Consider the following 21,550-nt stretch of genomic DNA (forward strand, 5'->3'; position numbering starts at 1 on the left):
GCGTCAGGCGACGACCTCGGGCGGGGGCGGTTCGGCGAACCAGACCGTCGTGTCGCCATAGCGCTTCTCCCCCGACAGCTCGAGACCGGCCGGCCACGACGGCTGAGGCGTGCGGGCACCCCGCTCGACCACGACGAACGCGTCGGGGGCGAGCCAGCCACGGTCGACGAGGGCCGTCAGCACCGCCGTCAGGTCGGCCTCACCCACGTCGTAGGGCGGGTCGAGCAGCACGAGATCCATGCGGATGCCGTCAACCGGGCCCAGCGTCAAAGCATGCAGCACCGTGTCGGTGACCACCCGCAGGCCGGCGATGCCCAGGGCGGCGATGTTCTCGCGAATGACCGCGGCGGCCGCGCGATGGCTCTCGACGAGCACGACCAGCGACGCCCCTCGGCTGGCCGCCTCGAGGCCGAGGGCGCCAGACCCGGCGTAGAGGTCGAGCACGTGGGTGCCATCGAGCAGACCGCGGTGCTCGAGCCGGCTGAACAGCGCCTCTCGGACCCGGTCGGAGGTCGGCCGGGTCGTGCTGCCGGGCGGTGTTCGCAGGCGGCGCCCCCCGGCCGCTCCGCTGATGATGCGGGTCACGGGTCAGCCTCGCTCCAGGTAGGCGGCCTGGTCGTCGTCGAGACGCATGGCGACGGCCGCCGCGAGCGCAGGATGCCGGCGCAGCTGGGGGTCGTCGGCCACGACCGCGAACGCATCCTCGCGCGCGTCGGCGATGATCTGCTCGTCGTCACGTCGGCCGAGCCGCAGGTGGCGCACCGAGTTGCCGCGGCCGCTCTGGCGCGCCCCCAGCACGTCACCCTCGCGGCGCAACATCAGGTCGGCGCGGGCCAGCTCGAAGCCGTCGGTGGTGGCCGCGACCGCGTCCAGCCGTTCGAGAGCGCGGTCACCGGCCCCACCCGTCATGAGCAGACACAGACCGGGCACGCTGCCGCGCCCCACCCGGCCACGCAGCTGGTGCAGCTGGCTGATCCCGAACCGGTCGGCGTCGACGACCACCATCACCGACGCGTTCGGAACGTCGACCCCGACCTCGATGACCGTCGTCGCCACGAGCACGTCTATCTCGCCCGCCCCGAAGGCCCGCATCGTCGCCTCCTTGGCGTCGGCGTCGAGCCGTCCGTGCAGCACCTCCAGCCGAACGCCTTCGAGGGACGGGTTCGACCGCAGCTCGTGCAGCTGGGCGTAGACCCCGGTCAGCTCCCTCGGTGACTCGAGCGGGTCGTCGGGGCCATCCCCTGGCTCATCCCAGTCGAGCCCCCAGTCGCCGGCCTCCTCGTCGGAGGTGGCGTCCCCCTTCGCCGGCAGGGCCGGGGCGGCATCGGGGTGCTCGCCGATGCGCGGACAGACCACGTAGGCCTGGTGCCCCTTCGCGACCTCCTCCGCGACCCGTTTCCAGGTGCGCTCGGTCCAGCCGGGTCTCTCGGCGTCGACCACGTGCGTGGCGATGGGTGAACGTCCGCGAGGCAGCTCGCGCAGGGTGGAGATCTCCATGTCGCCGAACACCGTCATCGCCACCGTTCGGGGAATCGGTGTCGCCGTCATCACCAACACGTGCGGTGGTCGAAGGGCCTTCTCTCGCAGCGCATCTCGCTGCTCGACGCCGAACCGGTGCTGCTCGTCCACAACCACGAGCGCAAGGTCGGCGAACTGCACGTGCTTCTGGATGAGGGCATGGGTGCCGATCACGATGCCCGCCTCGCCCGAGGCGGCGGCCAGCAGCGACCGTTTGCGGGTCGCTGCGCTCTGGCTGCCGGTGAGCAGCGCCACCGTGGTGCCGATCTCGGCGCCTCCGAGCCGGCCCCCCTGGGCGAGGTCACCGAGCATGGCGGTGATCGACCGGAGGTGCTGGGTGGCCAGCACCTCCGTCGGCGCCAGCAGCGCCGCCTGACCACCGGCATCGATGGCCGCCAGCATGGCCCGCAACGCGACGATGGTCTTGCCCGAACCGACCTCGCCCTGAAGCAGCCGGTTCATCGGACGGTCACTGGCCAGGTCGCCGGTCAGCTCGTCTCCGACGGCGACCTGCCCTGCGGTCAGCTCGAACGGCAGTCGGGCGTCGAACGCCGAGAGCAGACCACCGGGGCGCGCCAGCCGCGGCGTCGCGAGCTCGGCCTCGGCGGCTCTGCGACGCTGGGCGAGAATGGTCTGCAGCACGAAGGCCTCGTCGAACTTCAGCCGGCGCATCCCCCGCTGCGGGTCGTCGCCCAGACCGGGCCGGTGCACGAGCTCGAGCGCCTCGCGACGAGGGAGCAGCCCACGGGCCACCCGAACGCCGTCGGGCAGCGGCTCACGAACCCGGTCGACCGTGTCGAGGGCGTAGTCGACCATCCGGCGGATGTGGAAGGAGTAGATCTTGCCCGTGGCCGAGTAGACCGGGATCAGGTGGCTCTCGTAGTGCTGGGCGGCGGCACGAGCCTGCTCCTCGTCGGCCGCGAGCTCGTAGTCGGGGTGGGTCAGCTGCAACCGGCTGCCGTAGGTGCCGACGGTGCCGGCGAACACTCCCCGCGCACCGGGCACCAGCTTGGCGGAATGGCCGTAGGCGCTGAAGAACGTGAGGTCGAGCTGATGACCTTGCTCGTCGGCGAGCACGACCGTCAGCATCTTGCCCTTGCGGCCACGCATCGGCCGGGTGGTGGCCGTGGCCACCTCTGCGACGACCATGACGTCGTCGCCCGGGCGCAGCGCCGACAGGTCGGTGCTCTGCCCGGGGGGCAGGTACCGGCGTGGGGCGAACTCGAGCAGGTCGGCCACCGTCTGGAGCCCTTTGGCGCGAGCCAGCGCAGCGGCATCCCCCTTCTTGACGAACTTGCTGAGCAGCGAGTCCTCGGTGAGCGCGACCACGCCGTCACTCCACCCCGAGCAGGAGGCTGTAGACCGGCTGGCCACCATCGATCAGCGTGACGTCGAGCCCGAGGTGGGCCGCTCGGGCCTCGCGGCTGACGGCCTCGGCGAGCTGGTCGGTGGCCCCGGTGCCGGTGACCAGCGTCAAGAGCTCGCCTCCGCTCGCGATCAGACGGTCCACCACGAGGCCGGCGACCTGCTGGAGGTCGTGGCCGACGACCACGATGTCACCGTCGATGATCCCGAGCACGTCACCCGGCTCACACGGCCCCACGCTCGTCAACGCTGATCGTGTGGCGGTCGTGACGGCGCCGTGACGGGTGGCCGCGGATGCCGACTGCATGGCCAGCACGTTGGTGGCGGCCGAGTCGATCTGCTCGAACACCGCGAGCGCGGCGACGCTCTGAACCGCGGCTCGGGCCCGCACGACGTGGGCTTCGATGCCCTCGTCGGAGGCCGCCCTGACGGCGGCGCGCGCCGCAAGCTCGGTGTCACCGTCGCTCGGCAGCACGATGACTCCGGCAGCCCCGGCGGCGTGCTGGGCCCGGATCGCCTCGATGATCTGGCCGGTGGATGCTCGACGTGAGGGAGCGGACGTGACCACCATGGCGCCGACCTCCCGAAAGAGCGAGATGAGGCCGTCGCCCGCGACGCAGGCCACGATGGCCGACCCGGCGGGCCGCACCTTCGGGTCGGGCGGCTGAACCGCGAGGGCCCGGTCGTCGTTGTCGCCTACCTCGTGCCCGGCCGCGTGCCCGACGTGCTCGTGCCCGACGTGCTCGACGTGCTCGAGACCGGTGATGCGCACCCGGTGCGGCCGACCGGCCACGATGCCGGCCTCGACCGCCGCCCCTGCGTCGTCGACGTGAGCGTGGATGTTCCACTCCCCGTCTCCACCGACCACCAGCACCGAGTCGCCGAGCTCGACGAGCCGGTCTCGAAGCGCCTCGACCCGCTCGTCGCTCGAGTCGGCCAGCAGGTACATCACCTCATAGCTGGGCCCGGCGTCACCGGTCCCGGAGGTGTCGCTGCCGCGGGCGTCGGGGCCGGTGGCCTGCATACGGGGTTGCCGGCTGTCGGACCGGGACCGGCGTTCGGGGCCACGGGGCCGGTCGGTTCGGTGGCCCCAGCGCTCCCCCCATCGTTCGGTCACGCTGATGCCCTCGTCTCCGGCGCACACGCGCTCGAGGCACTCGAGCAGCACGACGTAGCCGGCGCCGCCGGCATCGACGACCCCGGCGTCGGCCAGCACCTTCAGCTGCTGGGGCGTGCGCGCCAGGGCCTCGGCTCCGGCTGCGAAGGCGGACGCCGCGACCGCGTGCAGCCCCCGCGGAGCCGCGTCGACGGCGGCCACCGCCGCCGCCCGGGAGACGGACAGGATGGTGCCGTCCTTGGGGTCGGTGACCGCCTTCCAGGCCATCTCGTCGGCCCGCTGAAGGCCCACGGCGAGCGTGGCGGCGTCAATCTCACGGTGGCCGCGTGCGGCGTCGGCGATGCCCCGCGCCAGCTGGCTGAGGATGACGCCGGAGTTGCCCCGCGCGGCCCACAACAGCGCGGAGGCGAAGCTGACGAGCAGGTCACCCGCCCCCGGTTCGACTCCCTCCGCGCCCGGAGCTAGCACGGGCGCCAGACTCTGGTTGCGGTCGAGCGCCCCGTCGAAGGTGAGGAACAGGTTGGTACCCGTGTCTCCATCGGGCACGGGAAAGACGTTGAGCGCGTCGATCTCGGCCCGCCGCTCGGCGAAGCCGGCCCGGATGAGCACCGCCCAACGACGCACGGCATCGGCGTCGAGCAGGGTCAGTGCCTCGTCAGGCGTTGCCATCGCGCCGGGCATCGAACTCCTCCTGCTGGTCTCTGGTGGGAGGCTAGCGTCTCGCTCCCCCACACGCATGCCACCCTCGGTCGCGCGCCGCCGCGCAAAGGGGTGGGAGCCGTCGCCTCGAGTCGGTCGGGCGACTACTTTGGAGGAGATGGAGCCTGACCCCGACGCCATGCATCGCAAGACCCGACCCGACGCCCCGGGCGGCTTCTACGCGGTCGAGGCTGCGGGTCTGCGCTGGCTCGCAGCGGCCGAGGCATCGGGGGGTACACGCGTGGTGCGCGTCGCCGCGGTCGGTCGGCGCCACATCGATGTCGAACGCCTGGAGACGGCGGTGCCGACGGCCCGGGCCGCCGAGGATCTGGGCCGGTCCCTGGCCCACACCCATGCGGCCGGCGCCCCGGCGTTCGGCGCTCCCCCTGCGGGTTGGCGGGGGCCGGCGTGGATCGGTCGCCAGAGCCAGACGAACCACCCGTCGCCCACGTGGGGTGCCTTCTACGCCGAGCAGCGGGTCGCACCCTTCGTGCGACGCGCCGTCGACGCCGGCCACCTGTCGGCCGACGACGCCCGGGTCGTCGACCGGGCCTGTGCTCGCCTGGGTGGTGGGGAGCTCGACGACGACCTGCCCCCCGCACGCATCCACGGCGACCTCTGGTCGGGCAACGTCGTCTTCACCTCGTTCGGCGCGGTTCTCATCGACCCGGCCGCCCATGGGGGTCACGGCCTCACCGACCTCGCGATGCTCGAGCTGTTCGGCTTTCCCGAGCTGGCCCGCCTGCGCGCGGCCTACCACGAGGTGCGGCCCCTACCCGACGACTGGCCACGGCTCGTCAAGGTGCACCAGCTGCATCCGCTGGCCACGCACACCGCCTCCCACGGGCCCTCGTACGCTTCCGAGCTCGTCGACGCGGCCCGCAGCATCGTCTGAGCTGCTCGTTTTGTGATCGGCCCGTCCGGTCGGCTACTCTTGAACGGTTCCCCTCGTGCACGGCGGGTGACGTGCGCCCCGCGTGTGTCGACCTTTCTCGCCCAAGGTGGAGCATCAGACCTTTCGTCATCACCGACATTTTCAGGAGATTCCCGTGGCTGCCAACTGCGACGTCTGCGGCAAGGGGCCGAGCTTCGGTCACAACATCTCGCACTCGCACCGTCGTACCAAGCGGCGCTGGAACCCGAACATCCAGCGCGTTCGCACGATGGTCGGAGGCGTGACCCCGAAGCGGCTCAACGTGTGCACGTCCTGCCTCAAGGCGGGCAAGGTCGCACGCTGACCCACCCTTTCCGTTCGACCTCGATGGCCGGCTCTCCCTGACGGAGGCCGGCCTTCGTCGTACCGAGCCGTCTCCACTGCGCTGACTGCGCTGACACCGCTGACCTCAGGCGGAGTCTGGGCGAAAATGGTCCCATCCCAGGTGAGCCACCTGCTCGCCGTCGACTAGCACCCCCGGGGTCTCCCCCGGCACTGGGGCCCGCACCCGACCGATGCGTCGCCAGCCGGACGGCATCCGACCTGGTGGGAAGGTCGCGAGCAGCGAGTGCTCCTCTCCCCCGGCCAACACGCACTCGAGGGCGACAGCGGGGCCCAACGCGCCGCTCAGCGCGGCCACGTCGTCGACCAGCGTGGCGGTGTCGACGTCGATGACCGCCGCACTGGCCCTCGCGAGTCGACCCCCGTCGCGCAGCAGTCCGTCGGAGATGTCGAGCATCGCGGTGGCGCCGCTCCTGGCCGCCTGCGGCCCCGCGGCCAACGGCGGCTGCGGTCTGCGTTGGCGCGCCACGGCATCCGGATGCCGGTCTGCCCGGTCGTCGCGCAGCAGTCGCCACCCGGCATCGGCCAGACCGAGCGAGCCGCACACCGCCAGCACGTCGCCGGGCCGGGCTCCCGACCGCAGCACGGGTTCGCCGTCGAGATCACCGAGAGCCGTGACCGACACCATGACCACTCCCGGTGGCGCCGAGGACAGGTCACCTCCCAGCACGGCCACACCTGCCTCCAGGCAGGCCTGGGCGAGCCCGTCGGCGTGGTCGAGCACCCATTCGAGCGAGAGCTGCGGATCGGCGACCAGGGTGACGAGCACACCGGTCGGCCGGGCTCCCATCGCGGCAATGTCGGCGAGGTTCTGTGCGATCACCTTGTGGCCGATGTCGGCACCGGAGCTCCAGGCGTCGAGCCAGTCGCGACCCAGCACCATCGTGTCGGTCGTGGCGACCGTACGGGGTGTGGTCGCCAGCACCGCAGCGTCGTCACCCGGGGCCACGAGCAGGTCGTCCGACACGGGAAAGCGCGGCAGGATCCGTCGTAGGAGGTCGTCCTCGTCGAGCTCGTGCAGCGGGGTTCCGCCCGTCATCATCGGGCCCGGCCTGATCGTCATGTCGCTCTTCCTATCGTGCTCTGACACCCGCTGTCGGCCACGGTCACGCGCCGGCTGGTACCCCGAGGGACGAAACCCCCTCCGGCACGGTAGCGTCAGGGCACGGTGGCCCGCTCGGGTGGGCGCCGAAAGCCCTCGCGGCTTCCGCAAGCCCCGTCAAACACAGTGAGGTGACACGTGGTTCAGGCCTACATCCTGATTCAGACCGAAGTCGGCAAGGCGGCCAGTGTGGCGGAGGCGATCGCGACGATCACCGGCGTCACGATGGCCGAGGACGTCACCGGCCCCTACGACGTCATCGCCCGGGTCGAGGCCGCGAACGTCGACGACCTCGGGCGCCTGGTCATCGCCAAGCTTCAGGACGTCCCCGGCATCACCCGCACCCTGACGTGCACCGTGGTTCACGTCTGAGCCGGCCCTCCACCACCCGTTCGGTGGCACTGGTGACGGCGGCGCTGTGCGCCGCCGTTGCCGTGTCCGCCTGCTCCCGTACCCCCGAGGTGTCCCTCGCGCCCCAGGCGGCCGCGCCGGTGTGCACCACGCTGAGCTGGCCGGCATCCGTCAGCGGTCACGAGCAGGTGGCGACCTCCCCCGCCTCACCGTCGGTCAGGGCCTGGGGCGACCCGGCCATCATCGCCCGCTGTGGCCTCGACCCCCTCGCGCCGACGACTGACGAGTGCGTCACCGTCAACGGGGTCGACTGGGTGGTGCGCTCGCTCAGCGACGGCGGCGCCGCCACGACGTTCGGACGCGACCCGGCGATCGAGGTTCTCGTGCCCGCCGACTACGGCCCGGTGCCGTTGCTGCTGCCGGCCTTCGGCGACGTGGCCACCTCATTGCCCAGCAACGGGCGCCGGTGCACCTGACTTCAGTGGCCGCAGGGCCGCTCGCTCAGCGCAGCCCGGTGCGCCGTTCCAGGGCCAGGCTGAGCAGCTCGTCGATGAGCTCGGGGTAGGCCAGCCCGGATGCCGCCCACATCCGCGGGTACATCGAGCTCGGCGTGAACCCGGGCATGGTGTTGATCTCGTTGACGACCACGCGTCCGTCGACGGTGTAGAAGCAGTCGACGCGGGCGAGTCCCTCGCAGCCGAGCGACTCGAACGCCGCGGCCGCCAGCCGACGCACCTCGTCGCTCACCTCGGGTGGCAGGTCGGCGGGGCAGCTGAGGTCGACGTCGGCCTCGGAGAGGTACTTCGCCTCGAAGTCGTAGAAGGCATGGTTGGCGTGCACCTCGATCTCGCCGACGAACGACGTGTGCGGCGCGTCGGTGCCGTGGCCCTCGAGCACGGCACACTCGATCTCCCGGCCGCTGATCCCCTCTTCGACCAGCACCTTCGGGTCGTGCTGCCGAGCCGTCTCGATCGCGGCCTCGAGCCCGCTCGGACCGGCGACCTTGGTGATCCCCATGGACGAGCCCGCCCGGGACGGCTTGACGAACACCGGGTAGGACAGCGCCGAACACCGCTCCAGAGCGGCGGCCGGGTCGGCCCGCCAGGCCCGGTCGCTGATCACGACGTAGGGGCCGACCGGGATGCCGTGGCCTGCAAAGACGACCTTCATGTAGTGCTTGTCCATTCCGGCGGCGGAGGCGAACACCCCTGACCCGACGTACCGCACGTCCGACAGCTCGAGAAAGCCCTGGAGCGTGCCGTCCTCGCCGAAGGGCCCGTGCAGCACCGGAAAGACGACGTCGACGGCGCCCAGCTCGACCGGGGGCTGCCCGGCCTCGAGCACGGTCAGTGCCGTCTCGCGCGTCGACAGCGGGAGCACGACGCGCGAGGGCGACGGCTCGACCTCAGGGGTGTGGGCGGCGGTGAGCTCGAAGCGCTCCGGGTCATCGGCCGCCAGCACCCACTGCCCGTCGCGGGTGATCCCGATGGGCACGACGTCGTACTTCTCGCGGTCGATGGCGCGCAGCACCCCGGCGGCCGTCGCGCAGGAGACGGCGTGCTCGGACGACCGGCCGCCGAACACGACCGCGACGCGGGGCCGGCTCTGCTCACCCGTCGTCCTGGGCTGCGTCTCGGCAGGCGCGGCAGGTTCGGCAGGCGCGGCCGGCTCGGCCGGCTGGCGCGGTTCGGCTGGGGTGGCGGGCTGGTCGCTGGTCATCACGCGAGACTCTATCCCGGGGCGAGCCGGCCGACTCGTACGCTGAACGGGTGAGCCACGCGGTCGACCCGAACACTCTGCACACCGATACGTACGTCGTGGCAGCGGGTCGCCCGACGCGCTCCCCTGGCGCGTCGGTCAACCCGGCGGTCGAGCTCACGTCGACCTACTCCGCTGACGGACCGGTCAACTACGCCCGGGTCGGCAACCCGACGTGGAACGCCTTCGAAGAGGCACTGGGCGGGCTCGAGGGTGGGTCGGCGCTCGTGCATGCGTCCGGGATGGGCGCCATCTCGGCCGCCCTGTCACTCGCCGAAGCTCACGCCACTATCGTGGCCCCCGACCAGACCTACAACGGCACCGGCGACCTGCTCAGCGCCTACCAGGCGGGCGGCGGCACGGTGGCGCGTCGGCACGCGAGCGACACGGCCGGGCTGCTCGTCGCTGTCGACGCACTCGGGCCGGGTGACCTGCTCTGGCTCGAGTCGCCCACCAACCCGCTGATGGACGTCGTCGACCTGCCGGCGGTGCTCGCCCGGTCGAGCGAGCGGGGGGTGACCAGTGTCGTCGACAACACGCTCGCGACGCCGCTGCTGTGTCGTCCTCTGCAGCTCGGCGCCGACGTCGTGGTGCACTCGGTGACGAAGTACCTCTCCGGCCACTCCGACGTCGTGCTCGGCGCCAGCGTCGTGGCCGACACCGAGCGCGGCCGGGCACTCGGGGAACGGCTGCGGCGACACCGCACCCTGCACGGGGCGATCGCCGGGCCGATGGAGGTCTTTCTCGCGCTGCGCGGCCTGCGCACCCTGTCGGTGCGCTTCGAACGGGCCTGCGCCAACGCGGCTGTTCTTGCCGCTCGGCTGGAGGCTCACCCCGCCGTCGCCCGGGTTCGCTACCCCGGTTCGGGGGCCATGATGGCCATCGACGTGGCCGGCCCCCCTGACGACCCAGAGCCGGCGGAGCAGGTCTGCGCCGCCACCAGGCTCTGGCTGCACTCGACGAGCCTCGGGGGCGTCGAGTCGCAGATCGAACGGCGCCGGCGCCACCCCTCGGAGCCCGACACCGTGCCGCACAGCCTGCTGCGCCTGTCGGTCGGGATCGAGCACGTCGAAGATCTGTGGGCCGACCTAGACCTGGCCCTGCGGGTCGGCACGGGCGCCGTTCAGCCCTGAGGGCCTGCCCCGACGGCTGACGGTTGGCTCTGCCCACCCCGCCCCGCCACGGTCCGATCCCCGCGGCCGAAGCAACCAACCAGCCGCACCAACCCCGCCACGGTCCGATCCCCGCGGTTCAGCCTGACCCGTGCCCGCAACGCCGCCGCTCAGCTGAGGTGCTCGTCGTCGGTCTGGCGCGCGGGGACCACCTGGGAAAAAATAGGGTCAGTGCTTCTCGACCTTGAGGTCACGCGACATCAGCCGCGGGCCGATGTCGCGTGCCGAGTGCCCGTCGCGGACCACCGCGACGACCTGCTCGACGATAGGCATGTCGACGCCCTGGGCGACGGCGAGAGCCAGTATCGACTGGCACGACTTGACGCCTTCCGCGGTCTGCTTCGTCTCGGCCACCACCTCGTCGACCGTCAGGCCCTGCCCCAGGCGCACCCCGAAACGGTGGTTGCGTGACAGCGGCGACATGCAGGTCGCGATGAGGTCGCCCACTCCGGCCATACCGAGAAAGGTCTCAGGCTCGGCACCGAGGGCCAGACCGAGCCGGGTCGTCTCAGCCAGCCCGCGGGTGATGATGGTCGCCTTGGTGTTGTCACCGAAGCCCATCCCCTCGGCCATGCCCACCGCGAGCCCCACGACGTTCTTGGTGGCGCCGCAGATCTCGGCACCCACGACATCGGTGCTCGTGTAGGGGCGGAAGGTCGAGCTGGCGCAGGCCGCAGCAACGCGTTCGGCCCCGGCCATGTCGGCGCAGGCGATGACACTCCCGGCCGGCTGGCGGGCCGCGATCTCCTTGGCCAGGTTGGGTCCGGACGCGATGACGATGCGCTCGCTCTCGACTCCGCCGACCTCGGCGATCACCTCACTCATCCGCTTCGTCGTGCCGAGCTCGACGCCTTTCATCAACGACACGACGTCGGCAGCGCGCGGGATGGCGTGGCCCCACTGCTCGAGGTTGGCCCGCAGGGTCTGGGACGGCACCGCGAGCACGACGATGTCGGCACCGTCGCAGGCGCCGACCGGATCGGTAGTGGCTCGCACCGACGAGGAGAGCTGGAGGTCGGGCAGGTAGTCGAGGTTGCATCCTGCGTTGATCTGGTCGGCCACCTCCTGGCGCCGGGCCCACATCGTCACGGTGCACCCGGCGTGGGCCAGGACCGAGCTGAACGCGGTGCCCCAGCTGCCCGTTCCCATCACGGCGACATGCGTCATCCGCTGCTCCTCCGGCCGCGTCGCCGACGCAAGAGACCCGTACGAGCGGAGGGGCGGCCTTCCGCGCCGGGGTTGCCCGTCTCGGCGACGCCGAGTCGCCGGGGGTCGACGCGGTCGAGCGGGGCGGGCTCCCCCCGCAGCACCTCGAGCTGTTCGGTGACGCGAGCCATGAGCCGGTCGGTCGCCTCTCGGAGCACCTTGGTGTCGATCGGCCGGTCGTAGAGGTCGCTGAGGTCGACCGGCGGTCCGGCGTACACCTGCATCGTGCGGCGCGGGAAGAGGCGCAGCCGCTTCCCGTACGGGGGGAGGATCTCCTGTGCCCCCCACTGGGCCACCGGGATCAGCGGGCAACGGGTCTCGAGAGCGATCCGAGCCGCTCCGGTCTTGCCCCGCATCGGCCAGAGGGCAGGATCTCGGGTGATGGTGCCCTCGGGAAAGATCCCCACGGGCTTGCCCTCGTGCACGGCCGCGACCGCCGCCCGGTAGGAGTCGGCCGCTGCTGCGGATCCCCGGTAGACCGGGATCTGGCCGGACTTGCGCAGCACCCAGCCGACCACAGGCACCGTGAACAGGCTCTCCTTGCCGAGAAAGTAGGCCTCCCGGCCGCTGTCGAACATGAAGTGGGCGAACACGAGCGGGTCGACGTAGCTGATGTGGTTGGGCGATACGATGAAGCCGCCCGTGGCGGGCAGGTTCTCCAGGCCTCGCCAGTCGCGCTTCGTCAACACCATGAGCGGCCGTCGAAGCAGAAACGCGGCCAGCCGGTAGGCGAACGGAAGTGGCCTCTCACGTGCACCGCCCACGGCGTCGGCCTCCTAGCGCCACCACGTGCCGCGTCAGCGCGTGTCGTGCCCTCATCTTGGTCACCCGGGGGTGGCGTGTCGAGCAGGCGGGCGGCGAGTGGGACGATTGATTCCAGCATGACCGACCTTCCGACGCCACCGCCATCCTGCAGGCCACCCGGCGAGACACCGTGGCACGTCGTCATCCCGGTCAAGGACACCCGTTTCGGAAAGTCGCGGCTCGCCCGGGCGACCGGAGCCGACCGAGCCGCCCTCAGCCGCGCCGTCGCCGACGACACGATCGCCGCCGCCGTCGGGGCGGTCGGGGCCGCACGCGTGCTGGTCGTCACGTCGGATGCCGGTCTCACCGCCCAGCTCGTGAGGCTTGGCATCGACGTGGTGCCCGACCCGGGTGTCGGGCTGAACCCCGCCATCGTGGCGGGGCTACGCCGGCTGACGCACACGGGCCGGCTGTCACGACCGGCCGCCCTGCTCGGTGACCTTCCCTGTCTCACGGCCGTCGACCTCCGAGCGGCCCTGGCCGCAGCCCACCCCCACGACCAGTCGTTCGTCCCCGACGCCGATGGCGTCGGAACGGTGCTGCGCTGCGGCGGCATGGCATCGGGTCTGCGACCGCGGTTCGGGTCAGACAGCGCGGCTCGTCACGCCGCAGACGGTGCAGCGCGTCTCGATCTCGACCTGCCTCGTCTGCGAACCGACGTCGACGACCCGGCCTCACTGGCGGCGGCCATCGGTCTGGGTCTGGGGCCACGCACGGCGGGCCTCGTGGATCGACTCGGATCTGGTTGGATTCAGGGCATGCAGGCTAGCGTTCACACCTTCGATCCCGAGCACCACACCGGCAGCGTGCTGCTCGACGACGGGCGGCAGGTGTCGTTCACGGCTGCCGCCTTCGAGGCGAGCGGGCTGCGTCTGGTGCGGCTAGGTCAACGGCTGACGGTGGAGGTGGCCGACGAGATGGTGGTCTCACTCGGCATCGTCGGAATCGGCCCCGGCCAGCAGATCCGCTGACGGCAGCCACCCGGCGCGCGTAGAGGGCCCGACCGATGGGTCGGGCCCTCTACGCGCGCAGAGACCTGCAGTGTTCTTCAGCGAGTGGCCGCCTTACGGGCCGTCGTCTTCTTCGCGGCAGCCTTGGTGGCCGTCTTGGCGGGTGCGGCCTTGGTCGCCGTCTTCTTCACGGCGGTCTTGGTCGCGGTCTTCACGGCAGCCTTGGCGGCGGTCTTGGCCGGTGCGGCCTTGGTCGCCGTCTTCGTGGCGGCGGTCTTGGTCGTCGCCCTGGCCGGCGCTGCCTTGGCCGGAGCCGTCTTGGCCGGTGCGGCCTTGGCGGGTGCGGCCTTGGTCGCCGTCTTCTTCACGGCGGTCTTGGTCGCGGTCTTCGCGACAGCCTTGGTGGCCGTCTTGGCTGGTGCGGCCTTGGTCGCCGTCTTCTTCACGGCGGTCTTGGTCGCGGCCTTCGTGGCGGCGGTCTTGGCCGTGGCGGTGGACGAACCGGCCGAGGCCCGCGAAGCAGCAGACTCCGTGCGCGACAGCTTCTTGGCGCCTGAGACGACGTGCTTGAAGTTCGTTCCGGACCGGAACTTCGGCACCTTGGTCTTCTTGATCTTGACCGTCTCACCGGTCTTCGGGTTGCGACCGGTGCGCGCGGCGCGCTCGACCCGCTCGAAGGTTCCGAACCCGGTGATCCCGACCTTCCCACCCTTGGCGACTTCGCGGATCACGATGTCGAGGAGAGCCTCGAGCGAATCGGAAGCGGCCTTCTTGCTGCCCAGCTTCACCTCAAGGGCATCGATCAGTTCTGCCTTGTTCACGTCTTCCCCTCCAGAGGACTGTCGAGGTCAACGACCCGACGGTACGTCCGGATCCAGTCCGGTTAGGACCTGACGGTAAACGCAGATTGGCGCGAGGTCCACCACATCTGCAGGCATTTGCTTGTGTCGCAAGGGCATTGAGGTTCGTCACTGGTGGTCGGACGAGCCGTCGTGAGGGCACCCCTCGGGGTGCGAAACGTGACCAGAAAGGCCGAAAGCCCTTGATTGACAAGGGCTTTCGGTTTCGTCACGGCGTTGTGACGGAGGTCGTCAGGCCAGTGTGGTGACCGGTTTGTGGCTCGGGCGACCCTTTTCGAACTCGGTGACCTCTTGCTCGTGTCGCAGGGTGAGCCCGATGTCGTCGAGCCCCTCGAGCAGACGCCAGCGCGTGTAGTCGTCGATCTCGAAGGGGGCCACGATCTCGCCCGCCCGTACGGTTCGGGCCAGGAGGTCGACGGTGATCTCGGCGCCCGGGTTGTTGTCGAGGAACTTCCAGATCAGCTCCACGTCATCCTGGGACACGATGGCCGTGAGCAGCCCTGCCTTGCCACTGTTCCCCCGGAAGATGTCAGCAAACCGAGAGCTGATGACGACCCGGAAGCCGTAGTTCATCAAAGCCCAGACGGCGTGTTCGCGGCTGGAGCCGGTGCCGAAGTCGGGGCCGGCCACGAGCACCGACCCGGCGGCGTACACGGGGTTGTTGAGTACGAAGGACTCGTCCTTGCGCCAGGCCGCGAAGAGGCCGTCCTCGAAGCCCGTGCGGGTCACGCGCTTGAGGTACTCGGCCGGGATGATCTGGTCGGTGTCGACGTTGCTGCGACGAAGCGGCACTCCGACGCCGGTGTGAGTCTTGAACTTGTCCATGGCTCAGGCCTCCTGGGCGGTGATGGAGGTCTCGAGACCGGCCAGGTCGGCCGGGCTCGACAGGGTGCCGCGGATCGCGGTGGCGGCGGCGACGAGGGGGCTGACCAGGTGGGTGCGCCCGCCCTTGCCCTGCCGGCCCTCGAAGTTGCGGTTCGACGTCGACGCGCTGCGCTCGCCGGGCGAGAGGGTGTCAGGGTTCATCCCGAGACACATCGAGCAGCCGGGAAGGCGCCATTCGGCGCCCGCTGCGGTGAAGACGGCGTCGAGGCCCTCGGCCTCGGCTTGCAGACGCACCCGCGCCGAGCCGGGGACCACGAGCATGCGCACGCTCTTGGCGACCTGGTGTCCCTTGACGACGGCAGCCGCGGCCCGAAGGTCCTCGATGCGACCGTTCGTGCACGAGCCCACGAAGACGGTGTCGACCCTGATGTCGCGCAGCTTCGTTCCCGGCTCGAGGTCCATGTAGGCCAGCGCGTTCGCGGCCGACACCCGGTCGCTCTCGTCGGCGAACGACTCGGGGTCGGGCACGGAGTCGCTGAGCGGAAGGCCCTGACCCGGGTTGGTCCCCCAGGTGACGAACGGCGTCAGGTCGGACGCGTCGAGCTCGACCTGCTCGTCGAACTCGGCGTCGTCATCACTACGCAGCGCCGTCCACTCGGCCACAGCGGCATCCCAGTCGGCGCCCTGGGGGGCGTGAGGGCGCCCCTTGAGGTAGTCGAAGGTCGTCTGGTCGGGGGCGATCATGCCGGCGCGCGCACCGGCCTCGATCGACATGTTGCACACCGTCATCCGGGCTTCCATCGAGAGCGCCTCGATGGCCTCGCCGCGATACTCGAAGACATAGCCCTGACCGCCGCCGGTGCCGATCTTCGCGATCACCGCCAGCACGACGTCCTTGGCGGTGACTCCTTCGTGCAGCCGACCGACCACGTTCACCGCGAGCGTGCGGAAGGGACGCAGCGACAGCGACTGAGTGGCGAGCACGTGCTCGACCTCGGAGGTGCCGATGCCGAAGGCCAGGGCGCCGAAAGCGCCGTGGGTCGAGGTGTGGCTGTCGCCGCACACGACGGTCATGCCGGGCTGGGTCAGGCCGAGCTGCGGGCCGACGACATGAACGATGCCTTGGTCGACGTCACCCATCGGGTACAGACGAAGGCCGAACTCCTCGCAGTTGCGCCGCAGCGTCTCGACCTGGATCTTCGATACCGGGTCGGTGATCGGCCCCGGAGTCGTGGGCACGTTGTGGTCTTCCGTGGCCAGCGTGAGGTCGGGTCGGCGCACCGGGCGACCGGCGAGGCGCAGACCGTCGAAGGCCTGAGGGCTGGTCACCTCATGCAACAGGTGCAGATCGATGTAGAGCAGATCGGGCTCACCCTCGGCGCGGCGTACCACGTGTGCGTCCCAGACCTTCTCGGCCAACGTCCCAGCCATGGCTTCCCTCCACGTTGTCTACCGGTGTCCTACCGGATCGAGCAAGGTTTCACCCGTCGCCCTCGACACCGTTCCGGTACAGCGTGGACCTTTGGCGAGGCCACGGAATTGACGTCTCATTGCCTGAGACGGCAATATCAGTGCATGGACACCTCATCTGGAGTCGGAGTTCTCGACAAGGCGGCCACGGTGCTGGGCGCTCTCGAGGCAGGCCCAGCCACCCTGGCCCAGCTCGTCGGCGCCACCGGTCTGGCTCGACCGACGGCCCATCGGCTGGCGGTCGCTCTCGAGCATCACCGGCTGGTCTCGCGCGACATGCAGGGCCGCTTCGTGTTGGGTCCGCGCCTGGGCGAACTCGCCTCCGCCGCCGGAGAGGACCGTCTGCTGGCCGCGGCCGGGCCGGTGCTCGGTGCCTTGCGCGACCACACCAACGAGAGCGCGCAGCTCTTCCGGCGGCAGGGTGACCAGCGCATCTGCGTCGCGGCCGCCGAGCGCCCCGTCGGCCTGCGCGACTCGATCCCCGTCGGGGCGACCCTCTCGATGCTGGCGGGCTCGGCGGCCCAGGTGCTGCTCGCGTGGGAGGAGCCCGACCGCCTCCATCGCGGCCTGCAGGGAGCGGCGTTCACCGCGACCGCCCTTTCCGGTGTGCGGCGGCGTGGGTGGGCCCAGAGCGTGGCCGAACGCGAGGCAGGCGTGGCGTCGGTGTCGGCGCCCGTTCGCGGGCCGTCAGGCCGGGTCGTGGCTGCGGTCTCGATCTCGGGCCCGATCGAGCGGCTCTCACGTCAGCCCGGTCGGCTGCACGCGGCCACGGTGGTGGCCGGGGCGAACAAGCTGACCGAGGTGCTGCGTCGTCACCACGCCACCCAGCAACAACAACAACAGCAGCACCACAACGCCTGACCGCGCGTTCCAGGCACCTTCAGCCGCCTGGGACTCCGGAATACATTCGGCTCTTGAAGGGTGTCCAGGTCCAACGTGCCGGTTGCTCGTCCGAAGATCGTGGGTCTGTGCGGTTCGTTGCGCTTCGTCAAGGAGTTGACGGCTGAGCGCACGCGCTCGACGCTCGATCTGGCGATCGTCCTGGCTCCGGAGGCCACCCGCTGCCCCGGTTCACGAACGGTGCTCCGGAGTCGCGAAGACCCGTCTCGAGATGGCGTCGACCTCATCGTCGTCGTGCCGCACACGCGTGCTGCAGAAGTCGGGTAAGGCAACAGATCGGTCACGATCTGTTGCCTAGCAGGGACCGTGACAACCACAGTGGGCCGCGGCACGTCAGTCTGTTCAGTGCGCCACCGCCAGGGTGGGGCGACGTGCCACGGCACGACGAGGTCAAGGGGACACCATGCAGCAGAACCGCGGGCGCGCACGTCTGATGAAGGGGGCGCTCGGCGTGGTCGGGGCTCTGTCCCTCGCACTCACCTCCGCCTGCAGCTCCGCGCCCGACACCGCTGCGCCCCCGACCAAGGTCGGCGCCACCGCCGCCGCCGGCTCTTCCCAGACGAGCACGGGGTCCGACCCGAGCCAAAGCACCTCCGTGCCTACGACGTCGCCGTCCACCAGGCCGGTAGCAGCTCCGACCACCTCGGCCTCGCCGAAGCCTCCCACCAAGCCGGCGAGTCCCCCCAAACCGTCACCAAAGCCCACACCGTCGAACACGGCCAAGCCGGCGAAGCCCGCTCCGGCGGTCCGGATTGTCCTGCAGGCCGGCGACACCGGAAGCACCGTGCGCGCTCTCCAGGCCCGCCTGCGTCAGATCGGCTGGTTCACCGGCGACGTCTCGAACCTCTACGGAAGCAGGACCACGGCATCCGTTCGGGGGTTCCAGGCCAAGCGCGGGTTCGATGCCACCGGAAAGGTCGACGAGGCGACCTACAACCGGCTGCTGTCGATGACCCGTCGACCCACCTCGGACGAGCTGGCCAACGTCAAGCCCAAGCCGGCGACCCCGACGCCGGCCACCCCGAAACCCCAGCCGACCGGCATCAGCTGGGACCAGGACGCTCGCTGCATGACCGGCCGGGTGATGTGCGTCAGCAAGTCGACCAGCGTGCTGACGTGGGTCATCGACGGCAAGCCTCAGTACCAGTTCACCGTGCGGTTCGGTAGCGCCGACCTTCCCACCCGCGAGGGCCTCTTCTCGGTCTATCGCAAGGCGCGGGAGATCCGCTCGAACATCGACCAGTCGCTCATGCCCTACAGCATGTTCTTCTCCGGCGGCGAGGCCGTGCACTACTCCCCCAACTTCGCCCGCGTCGGCTACGCCGGCAACTCGCACGGCTGCGTCAACGTGCGCGACTACAACGGCATCGCCCGCCTCTACGCGGCCGTCAACCTCGGCGACAAGGTCGTCGTCCACTGGTGAGGCCGGCAAAGCGGCGGTCGTAGGCTGACGGGAGTCACCCCGAGGTCCTGACGACATGGAGGCACCGTGCTCAAAGTTGGTTGGAAGGCATCCGCCGAGCAGTTCGGCCCGCGAGAGCTGGTCACGTATGCCGCCCAGGCCGAGCACCTGGGGCTCGACTCCGTGTTCATATCCGACCACTTCCAGCCGTGGCGCCATCGCGACGGGCACGCCCCGTTCGCCATGTCGTGGCTGGCTGCCGTGGGCGAACGCACCGAGCGGGTGCAGCTCGGCACGTCGGTGATGACCCCCACGTTCCGCTACAACCCCGCGGTCGTCGCCCAGGCGTTCGGCACGCTGGGGGCGCTCAACCCTGGTCGAGTCGTGCTCGGCATCGGCACGGGTGAGGCCCTCAACGAGGTCGCCGTCGGCGCCGCCGGCTCCCCGTGGCCCGAGTTCAAGGAGCGTTTCGCCCGACTCCGCGAGGCGGTCGCGTTGATGCGCGAGCTGTGGACGCAGGAGCGGGTCACCTTCGAGGGTGACTACTACCGCACCCACGACGCGACCATCTACGACCGGCCCGAGCAGCCTGTGCCGATCTACGTCGCGGCCGGTGGGCCGCTGGTGGCCCGCTACGCCGGTCGCAGTGGCGACGGGTTCATCTGCACGTCCGGGAAGGGTCGCGAGCTCTACGAGGAGAAGCTGCTGCCCGCGGTCGACGAGGGCCTGGCGAAGTCGGGGCGCACCCGTGACGACATCGACAAGATGATCGAGATCAAGCTCTCCTACGACCGCGACCACGACGAGGCGGTGCGCAACTGCCGGTTCTGGGCCCCCCTGTCGTTGACCGCCGAGCAGAAGCACGGTGTGCACGACCCCGTCGAGATGGAACGGCTCGCCGACGAGCTGAGCGACGAGCAGATCGCCTCCCGCTGGATCGTGGCGAGCGACCCGGCCGCCGTGGTCGAGCAGATCAGGCCTTACCTCGACTGGGGCTTCAACCACCTCGTCATCCACGCGCCGGGCCACGACCAGGCCCGGTTTCTCGACCAGTTCTCGGCCGACGTGCTCCCGGGACTGCGCGAGCTCACCTGACCGCTCACCGCATCCGCCCCAACGACCTTTCCGACCCGCCTGCGTCAAGGCGCGCCAAGACGGGCCACGACGCGCCAAGAAGCCCCGACACCGACGTCTCATCGGGAGCCCAGGTGGGTACGGGAGCATCATGAGCGAATCGAACACACCTTCGAACGACACGACCCCCATCGACGAGGCCGGCTCCGCGCCCAGCGGCGACGTGATCGGCGGCACGAGCGGCGACGGGGCCATCAAGGACACCGACGACTGGGTGACCGGCGACGAGCCGATGACCGGCGCCCAGCGCAGCTACCTCGAGACCTTGGCACGGGAGGCGGGCGAGACGTTGTCGGCCGACCTGACCAAGGCCCAGGCTTCCGAACACATCGACCGGCTGCAGGGCGCCACCGGCCGTGGCGCCAACTCCTGACCGAGTCGAAGGTCGAACGTCAGGGTTCACCACACGCCCGGAGCAGCGGTCGCCGTCAGGCCGCCCGCCTGATCCGGGCGTGCTGGCGCCCGGACGCCTCGACGGGCCCGAAGGCTGCGGCAAGACCGATGAGTGGCATGTCGACGTAGAGGCTCTCGGCCGACCCGGCGGGCACGGCGTACGTCTCGTGCCAGATCCCCACGGCTCCGCCCGACCCCTTGCTGCGACGGTAGAAGTCGAGCCAGGCCGGGCGGTGGTGGCGTTCTGGCGCGTGGGCGTAGGCGTAGATGTCCTCGACGCTTCGCCAGTACTGCACGAGTGTCGGGCCGCCGAGGGCCACCAGGGTGCGGTGCGAGAGAAACCCCGGGTGCGGGCCCTCTCCCCGCTCGGCTGCCGCCTTGGCGGTGTACAGCTCGGTGATCATCGGGCCCATGGCTGCGAACGTGGGCATCCACAGGTCAGGACGCCACGGACGGTTGACGCGCAGCCCGATGAGAAAGACGGCGAGGTCACCGTCGTGGCCGTGCGTGTGGCTCTGGTGTTCCGACATGCCGGCTCCTTAGGGTTTATGACTATCCAATGATGGACACTGCTACTATCCAAAGTCAAGGAGGTGGCCGTGAGGGTTTCTGAGCTGGCGGTGAGATCTGACGTGACGATCGCATCCGTGAAGTACTACATCCGCATCGGACTGCTGCACCCCGGGGTCGCCCAGAGCGCAACTCGGGCAGAGTACGACGACTCGCACCTCGAGCGGGTCCGGCTCATTCGCACCCTCGTCGATGTCGGTGGCCTGTCCATCGAGCGCATCAGCGAGGTCGTGGCGGCGCTCGACAACCCCCCGGCGAGCCGCCACGAGCTGCTCGGCACCGCACACGAGGTGCTCCGTGACCGTGACCGCCCTCCGGCCTCGGCATCGGCCCAGCGGCTCGTCGACGGCGTCGTGCCGGCGTGCCTGCCCTCAGCCGCCGACCACGGCAACCCGGGCCGCTCCCCCGCCACGCTCACGCTCGACCAGGCCATCACGGTCGCCGAGTCATCGGGTTGGCCAATCACGGCCGAGACGCTGACGTGCTGGGGTGAGGCGATGCGCGCGGTCGCCGAGGTCGATGTCGTGGCCGACCTCGCCGACGCCTCACCCGCGCAGGCCCTGCGTTACGCCATCATCGGCAACGTCGTCACCGACCCCATCCTCCTCGCGCTGCGCCGAGTCGCGCAGGAGCGCCTCAGCTCTGAGCGGCTCGGGGGCGTCACTGCCCCTCCCTGAG

At 70.5% G+C, this 21,550-nt stretch carries 22 protein-coding genes; 11 read left to right on the forward strand and 11 right to left on the reverse strand.

The window, feature by feature from the left end; all coding sequences use genetic code 11:
• Positions 1 to 3: 3 nt before the first annotated feature.
• From rsmD to BA895_RS10580, 3 genes are read right to left on the reverse strand one after another with little or no spacing between them, the layout of a single operon-like run.
• Entirely contained in the window at positions 4 to 585 is a 582-nt protein-coding gene (gene rsmD / locus BA895_RS10570; protein ID WP_070191831.1) for a 16S rRNA (guanine(966)-N(2))-methyltransferase RsmD, read from the reverse strand.
• A gap of 3 nt (positions 586 to 588) precedes the next feature.
• The gene (locus tag BA895_RS10575; protein WP_254666414.1) at positions 589 to 2,847 is read right to left on the reverse strand and encodes an ATP-dependent DNA helicase RecG; all 2,259 of its coding nucleotides are present in this window, start codon (positions 2,845 to 2,847) and stop codon (positions 589 to 591) included.
• 4 nt (positions 2,848 to 2,851) lie between these two features.
• Positions 2,852 to 4,681 carry a DAK2 domain-containing protein gene (locus BA895_RS10580; RefSeq protein WP_070191832.1) on the reverse strand — a complete coding sequence of 610 codons (1,830 nt, stop codon included), beginning with the start codon at positions 4,679 to 4,681 and terminating at the stop codon, positions 2,852 to 2,854.
• Positions 4,682 to 4,817: 136 nt separating this feature from the next.
• Between BA895_RS10580 and BA895_RS10585 the strand changes: the two genes are divergently transcribed.
• Together BA895_RS10585 and rpmB are read left to right on the forward strand one after the other, a co-directional pair.
• Complete coding sequence (locus BA895_RS10585) at positions 4,818 to 5,594, forward strand: fructosamine kinase family protein (RefSeq protein ID WP_070191833.1); 777 nt, start codon at positions 4,818 to 4,820, stop codon at positions 5,592 to 5,594.
• Between the two features lie 154 nt (positions 5,595 to 5,748).
• The gene (rpmB, locus tag BA895_RS10590; RefSeq protein ID WP_070191834.1) at positions 5,749 to 5,937 is read left to right on the forward strand and encodes a 50S ribosomal protein L28; all 189 of its coding nucleotides are present in this window, start codon (positions 5,749 to 5,751) and stop codon (positions 5,935 to 5,937) included.
• Positions 5,938 to 6,042: 105 nt separating this feature from the next.
• Here the strand turns inward: rpmB and thiL are convergent, their stop codons facing one another.
• Entirely contained in the window at positions 6,043 to 7,038 is a 996-nt protein-coding gene (thiL, locus tag BA895_RS10595; RefSeq protein WP_070191835.1) for a thiamine-phosphate kinase, read from the reverse strand.
• A gap of 177 nt (positions 7,039 to 7,215) precedes the next feature.
• Between thiL and BA895_RS10600 the strand changes: the two genes are divergently transcribed.
• Positions 7,216 to 7,449, forward strand: coding sequence for an Lrp/AsnC family transcriptional regulator (locus BA895_RS10600; RefSeq protein ID WP_070191836.1), 234 nt, complete (start codon positions 7,216 to 7,218; stop codon positions 7,447 to 7,449).
• A 23-nt stretch (positions 7,450 to 7,472) separates the two neighbouring features.
• Positions 7,473 to 7,904: a DUF3515 family protein gene (locus tag BA895_RS10605; RefSeq protein WP_070191837.1), complete on the forward strand. Its 432-nt coding sequence runs from the start codon at positions 7,473 to 7,475 to the stop codon at positions 7,902 to 7,904.
• A 25-nt stretch (positions 7,905 to 7,929) separates the two neighbouring features.
• Here the strand turns inward: BA895_RS10605 and BA895_RS10610 are convergent, their stop codons facing one another.
• The gene (locus BA895_RS10610; protein WP_083283203.1) at positions 7,930 to 9,147 is read right to left on the reverse strand and encodes a D-alanine--D-alanine ligase family protein; all 1,218 of its coding nucleotides are present in this window, start codon (positions 9,145 to 9,147) and stop codon (positions 7,930 to 7,932) included.
• Positions 9,148 to 9,197: 50 nt separating this feature from the next.
• Here BA895_RS10610 and BA895_RS10615 point away from each other — a divergent pair, with 50 nt between their 5' ends.
• The gene (locus tag BA895_RS10615; RefSeq protein ID WP_070191838.1) at positions 9,198 to 10,319 is read left to right on the forward strand and encodes a PLP-dependent aspartate aminotransferase family protein; all 1,122 of its coding nucleotides are present in this window, start codon (positions 9,198 to 9,200) and stop codon (positions 10,317 to 10,319) included.
• Positions 10,320 to 10,526: 207 nt separating this feature from the next.
• On the opposite strand, the gene BA895_RS10620 is transcribed toward BA895_RS10615, so the two are convergent.
• Positions 10,527 to 11,525, reverse strand: a complete 999-nt coding sequence (locus BA895_RS10620; RefSeq protein WP_070191839.1) for an NAD(P)H-dependent glycerol-3-phosphate dehydrogenase — start codon at positions 11,523 to 11,525, stop codon at positions 10,527 to 10,529.
• Positions 11,522 to 12,328 carry a 1-acyl-sn-glycerol-3-phosphate acyltransferase gene (locus BA895_RS10625; RefSeq protein WP_070191840.1) on the reverse strand — a complete coding sequence of 269 codons (807 nt, stop codon included), beginning with the start codon at positions 12,326 to 12,328 and terminating at the stop codon, positions 11,522 to 11,524. The genes BA895_RS10620 and BA895_RS10625 overlap by 4 nt, the downstream gene beginning before the upstream one ends.
• A 117-nt stretch (positions 12,329 to 12,445) precedes the next feature.
• Between BA895_RS10625 and cofC the strand changes: the two genes are divergently transcribed.
• On the forward strand, positions 12,446 to 13,339 hold the full coding sequence (gene cofC / locus BA895_RS10630; RefSeq protein WP_070191841.1) for a 2-phospho-L-lactate guanylyltransferase: 894 nt from the start codon (positions 12,446 to 12,448) through the stop codon (positions 13,337 to 13,339).
• 77 nt (positions 13,340 to 13,416) lie between these two features.
• On the opposite strand, the gene BA895_RS23925 is transcribed toward cofC, so the two are convergent.
• The 3 genes from BA895_RS23925 to leuC form a co-directional block, all read right to left on the reverse strand.
• Positions 13,417 to 14,139, reverse strand: coding sequence for an HU family DNA-binding protein (locus BA895_RS23925; protein ID WP_070191842.1), 723 nt, complete (start codon positions 14,137 to 14,139; stop codon positions 13,417 to 13,419).
• 270 nt (positions 14,140 to 14,409) lie between these two features.
• A complete protein-coding gene (gene leuD / locus BA895_RS10640; protein WP_070191843.1) occupies positions 14,410 to 15,003 on the reverse strand; it encodes a 3-isopropylmalate dehydratase small subunit in 594 nt (197 codons plus the stop codon).
• Between the two features lie 3 nt (positions 15,004 to 15,006).
• The gene (leuC, locus tag BA895_RS10645; RefSeq protein WP_070191844.1) at positions 15,007 to 16,434 is read right to left on the reverse strand and encodes a 3-isopropylmalate dehydratase large subunit; all 1,428 of its coding nucleotides are present in this window, start codon (positions 16,432 to 16,434) and stop codon (positions 15,007 to 15,009) included.
• A 144-nt stretch (positions 16,435 to 16,578) separates the two neighbouring features.
• Between leuC and BA895_RS10650 the strand changes: the two genes are divergently transcribed.
• From BA895_RS10650 to BA895_RS10670, 4 genes are all read left to right on the forward strand, one after another.
• Entirely contained in the window at positions 16,579 to 17,334 is a 756-nt protein-coding gene (locus BA895_RS10650) for an IclR family transcriptional regulator (RefSeq protein WP_070191845.1), read from the forward strand.
• Positions 17,335 to 17,776: 442 nt separating this feature from the next.
• On the forward strand, positions 17,777 to 18,796 hold the full coding sequence (locus tag BA895_RS23930; RefSeq protein ID WP_254666415.1) for a peptidoglycan-binding protein: 1,020 nt from the start codon (positions 17,777 to 17,779) through the stop codon (positions 18,794 to 18,796).
• A 66-nt stretch (positions 18,797 to 18,862) separates the two neighbouring features.
• A complete protein-coding gene (gene fgd / locus BA895_RS10665) occupies positions 18,863 to 19,870 on the forward strand; it encodes a glucose-6-phosphate dehydrogenase (coenzyme-F420) (RefSeq protein ID WP_070191847.1) in 1,008 nt (335 codons plus the stop codon).
• Between the two features lie 130 nt (positions 19,871 to 20,000).
• Positions 20,001 to 20,282, forward strand: a complete 282-nt coding sequence (locus BA895_RS10670; protein WP_070191848.1) for a DUF3072 domain-containing protein — start codon at positions 20,001 to 20,003, stop codon at positions 20,280 to 20,282.
• 55 nt (positions 20,283 to 20,337) lie between these two features.
• On the opposite strand, the gene BA895_RS10675 is transcribed toward BA895_RS10670, so the two are convergent.
• Positions 20,338 to 20,832: a DUF4188 domain-containing protein gene (locus BA895_RS10675; RefSeq protein ID WP_070191849.1), complete on the reverse strand. Its 495-nt coding sequence runs from the start codon at positions 20,830 to 20,832 to the stop codon at positions 20,338 to 20,340.
• A gap of 69 nt (positions 20,833 to 20,901) precedes the next feature.
• Here BA895_RS10675 and BA895_RS10680 point away from each other — a divergent pair, with 69 nt between their 5' ends.
• Entirely contained in the window at positions 20,902 to 21,549 is a 648-nt protein-coding gene (locus BA895_RS10680; protein ID WP_175442296.1) for a MerR family transcriptional regulator, read from the forward strand.
• Position 21,550: the final 1 nt, after the last annotated feature.

This window comes from Humibacillus sp. DSM 29435, assembly GCF_001758225.1.
Lineage (GTDB): Bacteria > Actinomycetota > Actinomycetes > Actinomycetales > Dermatophilaceae > DSM-29435.

Coding starts and splice junctions, on each gene's coding strand:
- BA895_RS10585 (WP_070191833.1), top strand. CDS start 4,818: ATGGAGCCTGACCCCGACGCCATGCATCGCAAGACCCGACCCGACGCC.
- BA895_RS23930 (WP_254666415.1), top strand. CDS start 17,777: ATGCAGCAGAACCGCGGGCGCGCACGTCTGATGAAGGGGGCGCTCGGC.
- thiL (WP_070191835.1), bottom strand. CDS start 7,038: ATGACGATCAGGCCGGGCCCGATGATGACGGGCGGAACCCCGCTGCAC.
- leuC (WP_070191844.1), bottom strand. CDS start 16,434: ATGGCTGGGACGTTGGCCGAGAAGGTCTGGGACGCACACGTGGTACGC.
- BA895_RS10620 (WP_070191839.1), bottom strand. CDS start 11,525: ATGACGCATGTCGCCGTGATGGGAACGGGCAGCTGGGGCACCGCGTTC.
- BA895_RS10650 (WP_070191845.1), top strand. CDS start 16,579: ATGGACACCTCATCTGGAGTCGGAGTTCTCGACAAGGCGGCCACGGTG.
- BA895_RS10580 (WP_070191832.1), bottom strand. CDS start 4,681: ATGCCCGGCGCGATGGCAACGCCTGACGAGGCACTGACCCTGCTCGAC.
- BA895_RS10610 (WP_083283203.1), bottom strand. CDS start 9,147: ATGACCAGCGACCAGCCCGCCACCCCAGCCGAACCGCGCCAGCCGGCC.
- leuD (WP_070191843.1), bottom strand. CDS start 15,003: ATGGACAAGTTCAAGACTCACACCGGCGTCGGAGTGCCGCTTCGTCGC.
- BA895_RS10670 (WP_070191848.1), top strand. CDS start 20,001: ATGAGCGAATCGAACACACCTTCGAACGACACGACCCCCATCGACGAG.
- BA895_RS10675 (WP_070191849.1), bottom strand. CDS start 20,832: ATGTCGGAACACCAGAGCCACACGCACGGCCACGACGGTGACCTCGCC.
- cofC (WP_070191841.1), top strand. CDS start 12,446: ATGACCGACCTTCCGACGCCACCGCCATCCTGCAGGCCACCCGGCGAG.